This window comes from Brevibacterium sp. H602 (assembly GCF_051172395.1).
GTDB lineage: Bacteria > Actinomycetota > Actinomycetes > Actinomycetales > Brevibacteriaceae > Brevibacterium.
In genome coordinates this window covers 1-14,942 of sequence record NZ_JBPIZD010000039.1, presented here as the reverse complement: position 1 = coordinate 14,942, position 14,942 = coordinate 1, and the positions used below count along the sequence as shown (strand labels likewise).

Genomic DNA, 14,942 nt, shown 5'->3' with positions numbered 1-14,942 from the left:
ACCTCGCGCGAGGTTGCTGAGCCGCCGTCAGGTAGCAATTGGGGAGGGTCAGTGGATGAAGACGGCCACGATGACGTTGATGACCGCGAAGGCCACCACCAGATGGGCCATGGTCGCCGACGGGTTCGCCACCTTCACGCCTGCACCGCCCTCAGCCGGGGCAGAAGCGGCGAAGGCCTTCTGCTTCTTGTTGCCGATGAAGGCGAAGACAGTGACGAGGACCGCCACGACCAGCTTGATGCCGATCTTCATATGGTTGACGTCGCCATCGCCCATCTCGGCGAGACCCACGAGCAGCAGGCCGGTGACCAGCTGCAGATAGGCGCCGTGCAGCATTCCCGGCATGACTTTGAGGGAGCGGATGACGGTGAAATAGCCACCGACGATGATGGCCATACCCAGCAGATGCAGGGTCAGAAGAATCTCGCGTAGAATTTCCATACAGTTAATCGTAGTGGCATGATGGTGTCTCGTGAGCGCGGGCCCCTCTACTGGTGCACGCTGTTCCGCCCTGGTGTAATGGCAGCACGCCGGCCTTTGGAGCCGTGCAGTATAGGTTCGAATCCTATGGGCGGAGCTGGCCCAACCCGACATGCGAAGGATTCAACTATGTCGCAGACTCATCCGACCGCCGTCATCGTTCTGGCAGCGGGCCAAGGCACTCGAATGAAGTCGGCTCTTCCCAAGGTGATGCATCCCATCGGCGGACGCTCCCTGCTCCATCACTCCGTCGCCGCAGCGGCCGGAACCTCTCCCGACCACCTCATCGTCGTCGTCCGCCACGAGCGCGATCAGCTCGTCGCCCACCTCGACTCCCTGCCCGTGTCCTCCCAGCGAACCCTGCTCATCGCCGATCAGGACGAGGTTCCGGGCACCGGCCGCGCCACCGAATGTGCGCTCACCCAGCTGCCCGAGGACCTCAGCGGAACCGTCGTCGTCACCTACGGCGATGTGCCGCTGCTGACGACGGAGACCATCAACGGCCTCGTCGAGATCCACGAATCCAACGCCAACGCCGTGACCGTCCTGTCCGCCGAGGTGGACGACCCGACCGGATACGGACGCATCGTCCGCGACGCGAACGGTGCCCTGCAGCGCATCGTCGAGCAGAAGGACGCCGGCGAGACCGAACGGGCCATCCGTGAGATCAACTCCGGCATCTACGCCTTCGACGCCGCGGCGCTCAAGGAGGGCCTGGCCTCGCTGACGACCGACAACGCACAGGGTGAGAAGTACCTCACCGACGTCATCGGCCATTCCCGTGAGGCGGGCCGCCCCGTCGCCGCCACCGCCACCGACGACCTGTGGCAGGTCGAGGGCGCGAACGATCGCGTACAGCTGGCGAGCCTCGGCAAGGAGCTCAACCGCCGGCAGTGCGAGAAGTTCATGCGTGCCGGTGTCTCCATCATCGACCCCGACACCACGTGGATCGACGTCGACGTGTCCATCGCCGCCGATGCGACGATCCTGCCCGGCACCCAGCTTCTGGGCGCCACCGACATCGGCGCCGGTGCCGTCGTCGGCCCCGACACCACCCTCAAGGACACCGAGGTGGGGGAGAACGCCAAGGTCGTGCGCACCCACGGTGAACTCGGCGTGGTCGGCCCGGGCGCCAACGTCGGACCGTTCGCCTACCTGCGTCCGGGCACCAAGCTCGGTGAGTCCGGAAAGATCGGCACCTTCGTGGAGACGAAGAACGCCGATATCGGCAAGGGTGCGAAGGTGCCCCACCTCTCCTACGTCGGCGATGCGGAGATCGGGGAGGGCTCGAACATCGGAGCCGCCTCGGTGTTCGTCAACTACGACGGCGTCAACAAGCACCGCACCGTCATCGGCAAGCATGCACGCATGGGCTCGGACAATATGTATGTCGCCCCTGTCACCGTGGGCGACGGCGCCTATTCGGGTGCAAGCACGACGGTGCGCAAGGATGTCCCTGCAGGAGCGCTGGCCATCTCGGTGGCCCCACAGCGCAACCTGGAGGGCTGGGTTCAGACAAACCGTCCGGGCACGCCTGCAGCGCAGGCGGCCGAAAACGCATCCGAAGGGGAACGGATCAGTGAATGAGATAACGACGGCGGGCGATAAGAAGCTCGTCTTGGTGAGCGGTCGGGCAAATCCCGAACTCGCCGAGCAAGTCGCGGAGAATCTGGGGACCGAACTCCTCCCCACCGACATCTACAACTTCGCGAACGGCGAGATCTACGTCCGCTACTCCGAGTCAGTGCGCGGCAGCGACGTCTTCGTCCTCCAGTCCCACTGCGCTCCCATCAACGAATGGCTGATGGAGCAGCTGATCATGGTCGACGCCCTCAAGCGTGCCTCGGCCAAGCGCATCACCGTCATCGCACCGTTCTTCCCGTACGCCAGGCAGGACAAGAAGCACCGCGGACGCGAGCCCATCTCCGCCCGCCTCGTGGCCGATCTGTACAAGACCGCCGGCGCTGACCGCATCATCACCGTCGACCTGCACACCGCGCAGATCCAGGGCTACTTCGACGGCCCCGTCGACCACCTCATCGCGATGCCGATCCTCGCCGGCTACGTCAAGGACAAGTACCCCGGCGACCTCGCCGTGGTCTCGCCCGACGCCGGCCGCATCAAGGTCGCGGAGAACTGGTCGAACTCACTGGGCGGAGTGCCGCTGGCCTTCATCCACAAGACCCGTGACATCACCCGACCGAACGAGACCAAGGCCAACCGCGTCGTCGGTGAGGTCGAGGGCCGCACCTGCGTGCTCGTCGACGACATGATCGACACCGGCGGCACCATCGTCCAGGCCGCCGATGCCTGCATGGCCGCCGGCGCCAAGGGCGTCATCGTCGTGTCCACCCACGCCGTGTTCTCCGGTCCGGCCGTCGAACGCCTGTCGAACTCCGTGGCCGAAGAGGTCATCGTCACGAACACTCTGCCGCTGAGCGAGGACAAGATCTTCGACAAGCTCACCGTGCTCTCGATCGCCCCGCTCATCGCTCGTGCCGTGCACGAGGTCTTCGAAGACGGATCGGTCACGAGCCTCTTCGAGGTCTGATCTCGAAGGCTTTGGCCCCGTGATCCGCGCAATCGCGCCGGATCTGATGCGCACCCCGAGTCGATGCGGCTCGGGGTTCGCATCGTCTGGACTGCCGTGAGGTCCTACACTGGAGGCAAGACTTCGGCGAAGGGATCAGGGACGATGTCCTCACACGATTACAACCGGTACCGCGTGGACGTCCCCGGCGGGCAGCTGTCAGTGGGAGTGTGGGAGCCGGTGGCGAGCGGCCCCGGGCGTGTGCCCACCGTGTGCGTCATCCACGGCATCACCTCCAACCACCTGTTCTTCGCGGGCCTCGTCTCCGCCCTGCCCGGCGTCCGCGTCATCGGGCCCGACCTGCGCGGACGAGCCGACTCACGCACCCTGCCCGGCCCGTTCGGGATGGCCGCCCACGCCCAGGATGTCACCGCCGTTCTCGATGCCTTCGCCCCGGAGGGCCCGGTCACCCTGGTCGGGCATTCCATGGGCGGGTTCGTCGCCATGACCCTGGCCGGAATGTCGGATGAGCAGAACGTCGACACCGGCGCCGAGGCGGCCCGCCGTTTCCGCGGACCCGTCCTCATCGACGGGGGACTTCCCCTGCCCGTGGGGCAGCCCCACGGAGACGGCCCCGTCGATGACCTCAACGATGAGGACCTCGACACCGATGATCTCATCGCCGCCGTCCTGGGCCCGGCCGCCGAGCGGCTGTCGATGACCTTCGGCAGCGTCGAGGAGTACTTGGCGTTCTTCGCCGCTCACCCCGCTTTCGTCGACGGCCTCGACACCGTGGCGACCGAGAGCTTCGTCTACGATCTGGCGGCCAAGGACGACCATTCGTTCCAACCGTCGACGTCGGTGGAGGCGATGCAGGCCGATTCGGCCGACATGTACACCGGCTCCGCCTACCGTGATGCCCTGGAGACGATCATGGGCAGTGACGATTCCCAATCCGAAGTGGTCTTCCTCTTCGCCGAGCGCGACCTCGTCGCCGCCGAACCGGGCCTGTACCCTCCGGAGACGACCAACGACTTCGCTCGGCAATGGCCGCAGATGGACATCGTCGATGTGCAGGGGACGAACCACTACGACATCCTCCTCACCGAAACCGGAATCGATGCGTGCGCTGCAGCCGTGACCTCTCGGATTGGTGCCGAAACGGACGGTGCCGTAGAATAGTCGGGTTGCCTCGGCGAGGGAGACTGATGTCTCCGTGATCGACGCGGTCCTGCCCCACGAAACGAACCCAGAGGGTTCGTGATTCGCGTGGGTGCTCAGGCTGTTTCGCCGTGGTGCTCGAAGGTAAGTTCACCACGAAGGAGAGAAAATGGCTGACTTCAAACTTCTGGCCGAAGCTCGCAACGAGTTCGGCAAGGGCGCAGCGCGCCGCATCCGCCGCGCGGGACGCATCCCCGCTGTCATCTACGGCCACGGCGGAGACCCCGTGCACGTGTCCCTCGAGGGCCACGCCACCATGCTGGCTCTCAAGCACGCCAACGCGCTGCTCGAGATCGAAAGCACCGACGGATCGAAGAACGTCCTCGCCATTGCGCGCGACGTCCAGATCGAGCCCGTCCGTCGTGATATCGAGCACCTCGACCTCATCATCGTCAAGCGCGGCGAGAAGATCGAGGTCGACGTTCCCGTCCACGTCATCGGTGAAGCCGCACCCGGCACCATGGTGTCGCAGGAAGAGTCGACCATCGCCGTCAAGGCCGATGCGACCAAGCTGCCCGAGCTCATCGAGGTCTCCATCGAAGGCCGTCCCGCCGGCGAACACGTCCTGGCCGGTCAGGTCGAACTGCCTGCAGGCGTCGAGCTCATCGCCGACGAAGAGCAGCTCATCGTCAACGTCTCCGAAGAGATCGAGATGGACACCGAGTCCGACGCCGAGGAAGAGACTGCTGAAGAGTCGACCGAGGAAGAGGCCGCTGAGGAGTCCGGTGAGGAAGAGGCTTCCGAGGAGGAGTGATCTTCTCTCCTGACGGCACTCAACGTGCCGTGAGGAGCACTGACTGACTACGCTGTTCGGTGGGTCGCCTGTAGGGCGGCCCACCGAATGCGTTTCTCACGCGAGAACCCGGCACGTGTCTCGCCCGGCGGCGAGCAGAAACATCACCACCCGGTCAGCGGGCAAGTACAGGACGGACAAGGACGGCAATGTCGAACGAAGCATGGTTGGTCTTCGGACTGGGCAATCCCGGACCCAAGTACGAAACGACACGGCACAACATCGGACAGATGGTCGTCGCCGAACTCGCCTCCCGCATCGGAACCACGCTGACGCGGACGAAGCTGCGCGCGAACGTCGGCACCGGGCGGCTGTCTGGTGGCAGCGTCCCGGGACTGCCCGGTCCGCGGGTGGTGTTGGCCACCTCGACGGGATATATGAACGAATCCGGCGGACCGGTGCGCGCGCTGGCCGACTTCTACGGAATCGCCACCGACCGGATCATCGCCGTCCACGACGATGTCGATATCCCCTTCGACGCCATCAAAGCCAAGCTCGGCGGGGGAGAGGGCGGGCACAACGGTCTGCGTTCGATGACCTCGGTGCTGGGGACGAAGGACTATCTGCGGGTGCGAGCGGGAGTCGGACGCCCTCCGGGGAGACAGGACACCGCCGATTATGTGCTGCGCCCGTTCTCGAAGGACGAACGCACGACGCTGCCGATGTTCGTCTCCGACCTCGCCGATGCCGTCGAAGAGCTCATCGCCAAGGGGCTCACCGATATGCAGCAGAAGTTCCACTCCCGCTGATCAGGCAGCGGGCGCTGCCCGGGACTCAGGCGGACTTCTGCGTCTCCGGGCGGCGGTGCAGCCACCATGCGGCGAAGATGCCGCCGGCGAATCCGAACAGGTGGCCCTGCCAGGAGATGTCATTGGTCTGCGGCAGCATGCCGAAGATCATCGATGCTCCGTAGGTGACGAAGATGAACAAACCGATGGCGAAGTAGATGATCTTGCGCAGCAGGTCATCGGTGAACCAGGTGCGCAGCGCGAGGTAGCCGAAGAATCCGAAGACGATGCCCGACGCACCGACGATGTGCTGGCCTGGCAGTGTGGTCAGCCACGCCCCGAACCCGGAGCTCAGCGCGGTGATGCCCGTGACTGTCCAGAAACGCCGCTTGCCTTCGAAGGCAATGACGATGCCGAGGACGAGGAATGGGAAGGTATTGGCCAGGAGATGGCCGAATCCCGAATGCAGCAGCGGCGAGGTGACAAGGCCGTAGAGCGAGAGCGGATTCCATGACTGCAGACTGAAGACGTCGAGGTCGACCGGGAGGATCGTATCGACGATCTCGATGACCCACATGACGGCCAGGACGATCAGCACCGGAGCGAACCGGGAGAGCAGATGCGGCCGGTCGACGGTGGTGTTCAGGTGTGCAACCGGGGGATTCGCGGAACGGCCGGAGCGGGGAGATCCGGAGTCGGTGGAGTCGGGGCCGAAGAGGAGTCGGGATTCCTCGGCGGAGAAACGGGGGGAGTGGTCGGTCATGCTCCAATTGTGGGCGATGAAGATTGGAGAACCCCGAACATCCGGGGCCCCAGAACAATCGTGATCGTTCCGTTAGCCCCGTTATCGCCTCGAAATATTCTGCGCCGGGACCGAACTACTTGCTTTGGGATTCCGCTCTGGTCGACCCGAGTGACTTGCCGTCGGCGTCGAGAGCTTCGACGACGATCGTCGAACCGTTCGGGGTGATGTCCGCCGCCGTCTCGAAGCCGGTGCGCTCGACCGCGGTGTTCTCGACGAGGTGCTCCTCGTCGTCACCGCTGAGCACCCTCCATGAAGCCACCTCGGTGGCACCGTTCCAACTCATGTGCACCCGAGTGATGTCGGCCTGCGGCTGCGACTTCGTGGCGGTCGGGGGAGCGGTCGGCTGGGCATGCCAGTCGAAGCGATAGGCCCGGTAGTTCGAGCCGCCGGTGAAGGTGAGGTCGGCGAGCAGCTTCCCGTCCTTGGAGAACTCGGAGACGTAGGGCTCCGAACCCCAGCCGAGGACGACGTTGCCGTTGGGCAGCTCCTGGAAGTTGCCCTGACTGCCCGACGAACGGTCGTCGGGGGCGGGATACTCCGTGACCACCTCGGCGCGTTTCTTCTTCTCATCGACGTCGAGGCGCAGACCGCGGGTGTCACCGAGCCGAGGCGCCGCATGATTGTCGAACAGGGTCAGCGTTCCATCGGAGCGGCGCTGGGCATCGTGCTGCCAGGCGAACTGTGCGCCCTCGCCCATCTCGAAGTCCGAGGCCTTGCCGCCGAGGACCCAATTGAGATCGGCGCTCTTCCGGTCGAGCTGGTACACCGCATGGGTATTGCGCGCCGAGACGAGGAGGGCCCTGCCCTCGTCGTCCTCGGACACGGAGTTGAGGTGGATGTAGTCGAAGGGCTCGTCCTTCGTGCCCTCACCTTCCTTGAGCTCCGTCTCGGTCTGGTCAATGGGCACGGCGTCGAGGGAGTGCCATTCGAACAGGGGATCACCGGTTGCGATGTCGACCTCCTGGACGATGCCCTCCCAGGCCCAGCCGTCCTTGTCTCCGCCGACTGAGCTGAGATCCGTCTGCGTCTTCACATAGGAGATGAGGAACATGGTGTCATCGGCGGTGATCGTCGTCTCGTGCAGGTCGGAGGTGTCCTTGGGGAGCTCTCCGCCCATGCCCACGCGGGCGATCTCCTGATACGAGTCGTCGAGGACGACGACCTCACCGGCGGTGTGCGGGGTCTCGGCCAGTCCCTCCCACCAGGTGAGCACCGGCTTCCCCTGATATTCCTGGACGCGCAGGTCCCACAGAGCCTCGGCGTCGTCTCTGATCCACACCGGGTCCCCAGCGGAGTCGAGGATGAGGCCGCCCACCCAGGACTTGTCGTCGGTCTGCGTCTGTCCCTTCGGGGCGAGGAAGGTCTCCAGGTCTCCGTTGTCGTCGGGGAAGGCCCCGGAGTCGATATCGACCTTCGGCGGGGCGAGTTCGGGGCGGGAATGGAAGTCCCACCGTTCGGCGACTGCGATGTCGTCATCGGCATCGGCCGTGCACCCTGCGAGCAGGAGCGTCGCCGCAGCCAAACCTGCAAGGACGGTTCTCTTCATGGCCATATGCTCATCCTCACACGTTTTCGACTCCCGTGCTCCTCAGGCTCATCGGAACCGAGCACCGAATGGGTCGTGTCAGCCGCGTGGCCTAGACTGTTCGGGTGCTCAACGGACTCGATCTCACCCGCCGGAATCCCACCATCACCGAACTCGTCGCGGCCTTCAACGACGCGAACACCGACGGTGGCACGATCGATGCGATCAAGGGACTGTGGCCGTCGATCCTGCGCCGCACTGTCACCACCGATGGTGCCGCCTCGGCGCCTCAGCTCATCGTCACCGCCACGACACGTGAGGCCGAAGACCTCGCTCAGGCGCTGGCCGACTGGGTGCCGTCGGCGTCGATCGCGATCTTCCCCAGCTGGGAGACCCTGCCGCACGAGAAGCTGTCGCCGCGGTCGGACACCGTCGGCCAGCGTCTCGAGGTGCTGCGTCGCCTCGCCCACCCCACTCCCGGCCGGGAACTGACCTTCATCATCGCGCCCGTGCGCGCCTTCCTCCAGCCCCTGGCCAAGGGGCTCGGCGACATCGAACCGGTCGAGCTCGCCGTCGGCGACGAATACGAGATCGACGACCTCGCCGAACGACTCACCGAACTCGCCTACTCCCGAGTCGACATGGTCTCCAGACGCGGCGAATTCGCTGTGCGCGGCGGAATCGTCGATATCTTCCCGGCCACCTCGGAGCGAGCGCTGCGTGTGGAGTTCTTCGGCGATGAGGTCGACGAGATCCGCGAATTCTCCGTCAGCGACCAACGCTCCATCCCCACCGACGACGGTGACGAACCCCTGCGACTGTCGGCACCGCCGTGCCGGGAGCTGCTCCTGACCGATTCGGTGCGGAAGCGGGCCGCGGAACTCGCCGAGGATGTGCCCAGCGCCGCAGATATGCTCGACAAGATCGCCGGCGGAGTCGCCGTCGAAGGGATGGAATCGCTCTCCGCCGTCCTCGCCGACGGAATGGAGCCGATGATCGCTCTGCTGCCGGCCGGATCGAAGATCATCATCACCGAACCCGAACGCGTCGACGCCCGTGCCGCGGACCTCGTGGAGACGACGAACGAATTCCTCGAGGCCGCCTGGACCGGAGCAGCCAGCGGGGGAGAGACCCCGATCGACCTGTCTGCCGCCAGCTTCCGCACCGTGGCCGAGATGGCCGAAGGCGCTCGCCTCATCGGCCTGGCCTGGTGGGAGATCGGCGGATTCGCCACCGACGAGGAGCTCGCCGGTCCCGAGGAGAACATCTTCTCCGTCCCTGCCCGCATCCCGAAGGGCTATGCCGGAGACGTCGAGGCGATCCTCGCCGACGTCAAGGCACTCATCCACGACAAGTGGCGCATCCTCGTGCTCACCGAAGGCCAGGGCCCGGGCCGACGCATGGTCGAGGTGTTCTCCGAAGCCGGAGTGCCCGCCTCCTTCGTCGACGACCCGACCGATCTGCCCGAAGCCCTGGTGACTGTGACGACGGCCGCGTCCTTCGGCGGCTTCGTCTTCGACGATCTCAAACTCGCCGTGCTCACCGAGGCGGATGTGCTCGGTCGGGCTGCGGCCACCTCGACGCGGGATATGCGCAAGCTGCCCACCCGTCGTCGACGCAACCAGGTCGACCCGCTCAACCTGGCTCCCGGCGACTACGTCGTCCACGACCAGCACGGCGTCGGACGATTCGTCGAAATGACCCAGCGGACCACAGGGCGAGGTGCGAACAAGCACACCCGCGAATACCTCATCATCGAATACGCGCCCGCCAAACGCGGACAGCCCGGTGACCGCCTCTACGTTCCCAGCGATGCTCTCGACCAGGTCACCCGCTATGTCGGCGGGGAGAGCCCGAACCTCAACAAGATGGGCGGCGCCGACTGGCAGACGACGAAGGCGAAGGCCCGCAAGGCCGTCAAGGAGATCGCCGGGGAACTCATCCGACTGTATTCGGCCCGTCAGGCCACCGTCGGCCACGCCTACGGACCGGACACCCCCTGGCAGCGCGAACTCGAAGACGCCTTCCACTATGTCGAGACCGCCGATCAGCTGACCACCATCGACGAGGTCAAGTCGGACATGGAGAAGACCGTGCCGATGGACCGTCTGATCTGCGGCGACGTGGGCTACGGGAAGACGGAGATCGCGGTCCGTGCCGCATTCAAGGCGATCCAGGACGGCAAACAGGTCGCCGTGCTCGTGCCGACCACTCTGCTCGTCCAACAGCACTATGAGACCTTCGCCGAACGCTACTCGGGATTCCCCGTCACCATCGGCGCACTCTCCCGGTTCCAGACAAAGCAGGAATCGGAGAAGGTCAAGGAGGATCTGGCCGACGGCAGGCTCGACCTCGTCATCGGCACCCACCGACTGCTCAGCGGCGAAGTGCGTTTCAAGGAACTCGGACTCGTCATCATCGACGAGGAGCAGCGCTTCGGAGTCGAACACAAGGAGACGCTCAAGGCGCTGCGGACGAACGTCGACGTCCTCGCCATGTCAGCGACCCCGATCCCGCGCACCCTGGAGATGGCCGTGACCGGCATCCGCGAGATGTCGACCCTGGCCACACCGCCGGAGGAGCGGCACCCGGTGCTGACCTATGTGGGCAAACGCGAGGACAAGCAGATCAAGGCCGCGATCCGACGCGAGCTCATGCGCGAAGGCCAGGTCTTCTACATCCACAACAGGGTCCGCGATATCGAAGCCGTCGCCGGACACATCGCCGAAATGGTGCCCGAGGCGCGGATCGCCATCGCCCACGGCAAGATGAACGAGACCCGACTCGAACAGGTCATCGTCGACTTCTGGGAGAAGAAGTACGACGTGCTCGTGTGCACGACGATCGTCGAAACAGGAATCGACATCGCCAATGCGAACACGCTGATCATCGACAACGCCGACAAATACGGGCTCTCCCAGCTGCATCAGCTGCGCGGACGCGTAGGACGTGGACGCGAACGCGCCTACGCCTACTTCCTCTACCCGCCGGACACTCAGCTGACCGAGACCGCACACGACCGTCTGACGACCCTGGCCGCGCATACCGAACTGGGTGCCGGAATGCAGGTGGCGATGAAGGACCTCGAGATCCGCGGGGCTGGCAATCTGCTCGGCGGTCAGCAGTCCGGCCATATCGAAGGCGTCGGCTTCGACCTCTATGTCCGACTCGTCGGTGAAGCCGTGGCGAAGTTCCGCGGCGAGGAGACCGAACCCGAGGCTGATATGCGCATCGAACTGCCCGTCGATGCTCACCTGCCGGCCGACTATGTCGACCACGAACGACTGCGTCTCGAGGCCTACCGAAAGCTGGCCGCGGCGACCGACGAAGCACAGCTGCAGGAAGTCCTCGACGAACTCATCGACCGCTACGGCCCCTATCCGGAACCCGTCGGTGTCCTCGCTGATGTCGCCAGGCTGCGCATCCGCGCCCGTGCCTCCGGGGTCAACGACATCGTCATGCAGGGCAACTTCATCCGCTTCGGACCCGTCGAACTCTCCGACTCCCAGGTGGTCAGGCTCAAGCGTCTGTATCCGAAGTCTCTGCTCAAACCGGCACTGCGCTCGGTCCTCGTCCCGAAACCGATGGCGGGCACCGGATTCGACTCCAAGGAGATGACCGATTCGGACATCCTGCGGTGGGCACATCAGTTCCTCGACGCCATCCTGCCTGTTGTCGCGTCCGAAGCCACCGAGGTCAAGGGAGCCGGTGTCGAGAAGAACGGTTGAGAACTCTCCGACTGTTCTTCGCCGACCGGCCCACGAGCCGAGACTGTGGCGTAGAGTGCGAAGCGCGGAGGCATCCGCAGCAAGTGCATTTCGCTCAGCCGTCTGCGAAGGAGAATCACCATGGGTGTTGACGACAAGTTCGAGAACAAGGCCGAGGACCTCGGCGGTCGGGCCAAGGAGACCATCGGCGATGTGACCGGTGACGACGAGCTCAAGGCCGAAGGCGCCACCGATCAGCTCAAGGCCAAGGCCAAGGATGTCGGCGAGTCGGTCAAAGACTTCGGCGCATCGGTCAAGGACCAATTCTCGAAGTGATCGACGAATCGGCCCTCACCGCTTGTGGTGAGGGTGTTTCGTGCCGACAGGAGGGTGATTCGTGGGGGATCGTGACGGGCAGGAGTCGGTCGACCAGGGTGCAGTCGGGCCGGGCGCGGGCCAGGCCGCACCAGAACTGCAGCCGGTGATCGAAGCCATGGCGACTCTGCGGCGACGCTGCCCCTGGTCGAGCCGGCAAGATCATCAGAGCCTCGAGAAATACGCACGGGAAGAGACCGACGAACTCATCGTCGCCCTCGAGGATTTCACCTCAGAACCCACTGCTGAGAACCGGGCGGCCGTCGTCGAGGAGCTCGGCGACGTGTTCTACCAAGTGCTCTTCCACTCCGCCCTGCTTGATGAAAGCAGCGGGCAAGCCTACGGCCACAGCCTCGGCGCCATCATCGATGGCCTCGAGGCCAAGCTCATCCGCCGTCACCCCCTGGCCTTCACCGACGATCCCGGGGAGGAGATGGCATCTCTGGAAGACGTCGAACGCGAATACCGACGGATCAAAGCAGAAGAGAAGGCCGCGGTGCGGGGCGAGGATGGAACCCGATGAGTCTGGAGAGGCTCGAGATCGAAGGCACGTTCAACTTCCGTGACCTCGGCGGGCCCGCCACCGAGGCGGGGGAGAGCCGAGTGCGATCCGGGAAGGTGTTCCGCGCCGACGGTCTGGCGCACCTGAGCGATCGGGCGCGTGCCGAAATCGGCGAACTCGGCATCGGCACGGTCATCGATCTGCGCGATATCGGCGAGAGGGCGAAGCTGCCCGATGCGCTCGACGGCCTCGACATCCGACATATCGAGCTGCCCGTCTTCGACGACCATTTCTTCCCCAGCAGACCATTGAGCAGGGAAGAGATGAAGGCCGCCGCCGAGGCGACAGGAATGGATCTCAGTGACCGGAGCCTCAGCCGCATCTACGACCTCATGATCACGCACTTCGGCCACCGGCTGGCCGCCGCCGTCGACCTGATCGCCGAACACTGCAGCGAGGGCGTGGTGTTCCACTGCTCTGCCGGGAAGGATCGCACCGGAGTGATCGGAGCGTTCCTGCTCGACCTCCTCGGCGTGGGCCGACAGGAGATCGTCGACGAATATGCGATCACTTCCACCCACCTGTCCGGGGGTTTCCTCGAGGCGATCACCAGGAACTTCTCCGATGCCGGGATCTCCGGCAACCTCGCCGCGACCGCCACCGCTGCTCCTCCCGCACTCATGCACGAGGTCCTCGATCGGATCGAGGCCGAGCACGGGACCGCCTCGGCGAAGGACGGGGGACAGCCAGGGGGAGTGGAGGCCTATCTGCTCGCGCACGGGATGGACCCGGCGACGCCCGAGCGACTGCGGCAATGCCTGCTCGAATCCGAGTCCAACCGGGGCTCGGACCGAGGGTGAGCCTGGGCGCGCGGTGCATTAAGCTGTCCTGCAGGCACATGTTCCCCATGTGAAACCAAACGCTAAGGAGTACTCAGTGGCCGAGATCGTTGCCGCAAATGCCCGTGAAATCCTGGATTCCCGGGGAAATCCCACCGTCGAGGTGGAAGTGCTGTTGGCCGATGAGTCCGTCGGTCGCGCCGGCGTTCCCTCCGGTGCCTCCACCGGAGAATTCGAAGCCGTGGAGCTGCGCGACGGAGATCCCGAGCGCTACCTGGGCAAAGGCGTCACCCAGGCTGTCGACGCTGTCGTCGACGAAATCCACGAAGTCATCGTCGGGCTCGAAAGCGACGATCAGCGTCTCGTCGACCAGGCGCTCATCGAACTCGACGGCACCGACAACAAGTCCCGCATCGGCGCGAACGCGATGCTCGGCACCTCGCTGGCCGTGGCCCGCGCAGCAGCGGTCTCGGCGGATCTGCCCCTCTACCGCTACCTCGGCGGACCGAATGCGCACGTCATGCCCGTGCCGATGATGAACATCCTCAACGGCGGATCCCATGCCGACTCGAACGTCGACATCCAGGAATTCATGATCGCCCCGATCGGCGCCGCCAGCTTCCACGAAGCACTGCAGTGGAGCGTCGAGGTCTACCACGCGCTCAAGGGCGTGCTCAAGGAACGCGGACTCTCGACCGGACTCGGCGATGAGGGCGGATTCGCTCCGAACCTCGACTCGAACGCCGCGGCGCTCGACCTCATCATCGAGGCCATCGACATCGCCGGGCACCGACCCGGACGCGATATCGCCGTCGCCCTCGACGTGGCGTCCTCGGAGTTCTACACCGACGGAGCCTACGAGTTCGAAGGCAGCAAGAAGACCGCCGAGGAGATGGCCGCCTACTACGAAGAGCTGCTGGCCAAGTACCCGCTCGTGTCGATCGAGGACCCCCTCGATGAGAACGACTGGGACGGCTGGGCGACCCTGACGGAGACGATCGGTTCGAAGGTGCAGCTCGTCGGCGACGATCTGTTCGTGACCAACCCCGAGCGTCTGCAGCGCGGAATCGACAACGCCACGGCGAACTCGCTGCTGGTCAAGGTCAACCAGATCGGCACCCTGACCGAGACCCTCGACGCTGTGTCTCTGGCGCAGACGAACGGCTACACCACCATGATCTCGCACCGTTCCGGCGAAACCGAGGACACGACCATCGCCGACCTGGCCGTGGCGACCAATGCCGGTCAGATCAAGGCCGGTGCCCCGGCACGTTCGGAGCGCGTGGCGAAGTACAACCAGTTGCTGCGCATCGAAGAGCAGCTCGGCGATGCCGCACGCTACGCGGGCCGCAGCGCCTTCCCGCGCTTCGAAGCCTGAGGCCAGCAGGGTCCTGAACTCCCCAAGGCGGGGCCGGGCGATCACAACGATCGCCCGGC

At 65.0% G+C, this 14,942-nt stretch carries 13 protein-coding genes and 1 tRNA gene; 11 read left to right on the top strand and 3 right to left on the bottom strand.

Annotated elements, in window-relative coordinates:
- Positions 1-48 precede the first annotated feature (48 nt).
- Positions 49-441, bottom strand: a complete 393-nt coding sequence (locus ACSBQT_RS17500) for a hypothetical protein (protein WP_435002182.1) — start codon at positions 439-441, stop codon at positions 49-51.
- Between the two features lie 64 nt (positions 442-505).
- On the opposite strand from ACSBQT_RS17500, the gene ACSBQT_RS17495 reads away from it, so the two are divergent.
- The 6 genes from ACSBQT_RS17495 to pth all read left to right on the top strand — a co-directional run bounded on the left by ACSBQT_RS17495 (position 506) and on the right by pth (position 5,773).
- Positions 506-577 (top strand) — tRNA-Gln (locus ACSBQT_RS17495).
- A gap of 32 nt (positions 578-609) precedes the next feature.
- Entirely contained in the window at positions 610-2,067 is a 1,458-nt protein-coding gene (glmU, locus tag ACSBQT_RS17490; RefSeq protein WP_435002181.1) for a bifunctional UDP-N-acetylglucosamine diphosphorylase/glucosamine-1-phosphate N-acetyltransferase GlmU, read from the top strand.
- On the top strand, positions 2,060-3,031 hold the full coding sequence (locus ACSBQT_RS17485) for a ribose-phosphate diphosphokinase (RefSeq protein ID WP_025777652.1): 972 nt from the start codon (positions 2,060-2,062) through the stop codon (positions 3,029-3,031). Before glmU ends, ACSBQT_RS17485 begins: the two co-directional genes overlap by 8 nt.
- Before the next feature lie 144 nt (positions 3,032-3,175).
- Positions 3,176-4,192 carry an alpha/beta fold hydrolase gene (locus ACSBQT_RS17480; protein ID WP_435002180.1) on the top strand — a complete coding sequence of 339 codons (1,017 nt, stop codon included), beginning with the start codon at positions 3,176-3,178 and terminating at the stop codon, positions 4,190-4,192.
- 148 nt (positions 4,193-4,340) lie between these two features.
- Complete coding sequence (locus tag ACSBQT_RS17475; RefSeq protein ID WP_410710471.1) at positions 4,341-4,985, top strand: 50S ribosomal protein L25/general stress protein Ctc; 645 nt, start codon at positions 4,341-4,343, stop codon at positions 4,983-4,985.
- Between the two features lie 188 nt (positions 4,986-5,173).
- Positions 5,174-5,773, top strand: coding sequence for an aminoacyl-tRNA hydrolase (pth, locus tag ACSBQT_RS17470; protein ID WP_410710470.1), 600 nt, complete (start codon positions 5,174-5,176; stop codon positions 5,771-5,773).
- Positions 5,774-5,798: 25 nt separating this feature from the next.
- On the opposite strand, the gene ACSBQT_RS17465 is transcribed toward pth, so the two are convergent.
- Entirely contained in the window at positions 5,799-6,515 is a 717-nt protein-coding gene (locus ACSBQT_RS17465) for a rhomboid family intramembrane serine protease (protein ID WP_410710469.1), read from the bottom strand.
- 115 nt (positions 6,516-6,630) lie between these two features.
- On the bottom strand, positions 6,631-8,109 hold the full coding sequence (locus ACSBQT_RS17460; protein ID WP_435002179.1) for an arylsulfotransferase family protein: 1,479 nt from the start codon (positions 8,107-8,109) through the stop codon (positions 6,631-6,633).
- 98 nt (positions 8,110-8,207) lie between these two features.
- On the opposite strand from ACSBQT_RS17460, the gene mfd reads away from it, so the two are divergent.
- From mfd to eno, 5 genes are all read left to right on the top strand, one after another.
- Positions 8,208-11,810 carry a transcription-repair coupling factor gene (mfd, locus tag ACSBQT_RS17455; RefSeq protein ID WP_435002178.1) on the top strand — a complete coding sequence of 1,201 codons (3,603 nt, stop codon included), beginning with the start codon at positions 8,208-8,210 and terminating at the stop codon, positions 11,808-11,810.
- A gap of 120 nt (positions 11,811-11,930) precedes the next feature.
- Positions 11,931-12,125, top strand: coding sequence for a CsbD family protein (locus tag ACSBQT_RS17450; protein ID WP_435002177.1), 195 nt, complete (start codon positions 11,931-11,933; stop codon positions 12,123-12,125).
- Between the two features lie 61 nt (positions 12,126-12,186).
- The gene (locus ACSBQT_RS17445; protein WP_435002176.1) at positions 12,187-12,687 is read left to right on the top strand and encodes a MazG nucleotide pyrophosphohydrolase domain-containing protein; all 501 of its coding nucleotides are present in this window, start codon (positions 12,187-12,189) and stop codon (positions 12,685-12,687) included.
- On the top strand, positions 12,684-13,526 hold the full coding sequence (locus ACSBQT_RS17440; protein ID WP_435002175.1) for a tyrosine-protein phosphatase: 843 nt from the start codon (positions 12,684-12,686) through the stop codon (positions 13,524-13,526). The genes ACSBQT_RS17445 and ACSBQT_RS17440 overlap by 4 nt, the downstream gene beginning before the upstream one ends.
- Positions 13,527-13,602: 76 nt before the next feature.
- Complete coding sequence (gene eno, locus ACSBQT_RS17435; RefSeq protein ID WP_264801084.1) at positions 13,603-14,883, top strand: phosphopyruvate hydratase; 1,281 nt, start codon at positions 13,603-13,605, stop codon at positions 14,881-14,883.
- Positions 14,884-14,942: the final 59 nt, after the last annotated feature.

Bases quoted from the DNA above. Each gene is read 5' to 3' on its own strand.
- ACSBQT_RS17500 (WP_435002182.1), bottom strand. From the start codon at position 441: ATGGAAATTCTACGCGAGATTCTTCTGACCCTGCATCTGCTGGGTATG.
- glmU (WP_435002181.1), top strand. From the start codon at position 610: ATGTCGCAGACTCATCCGACCGCCGTCATCGTTCTGGCAGCGGGCCAA.
- ACSBQT_RS17480 (WP_435002180.1), top strand. From the start codon at position 3,176: ATGTCCTCACACGATTACAACCGGTACCGCGTGGACGTCCCCGGCGGG.
- ACSBQT_RS17475 (WP_410710471.1), top strand. From the start codon at position 4,341: ATGGCTGACTTCAAACTTCTGGCCGAAGCTCGCAACGAGTTCGGCAAG.
- pth (WP_410710470.1), top strand. From the start codon at position 5,174: ATGTCGAACGAAGCATGGTTGGTCTTCGGACTGGGCAATCCCGGACCC.
- ACSBQT_RS17465 (WP_410710469.1), bottom strand. From the start codon at position 6,515: ATGACCGACCACTCCCCCCGTTTCTCCGCCGAGGAATCCCGACTCCTC.
- ACSBQT_RS17460 (WP_435002179.1), bottom strand. From the start codon at position 8,109: ATGGCCATGAAGAGAACCGTCCTTGCAGGTTTGGCTGCGGCGACGCTC.
- ACSBQT_RS17450 (WP_435002177.1), top strand. From the start codon at position 11,931: ATGGGTGTTGACGACAAGTTCGAGAACAAGGCCGAGGACCTCGGCGGT.
- ACSBQT_RS17440 (WP_435002175.1), top strand. From the start codon at position 12,684: ATGAGTCTGGAGAGGCTCGAGATCGAAGGCACGTTCAACTTCCGTGAC.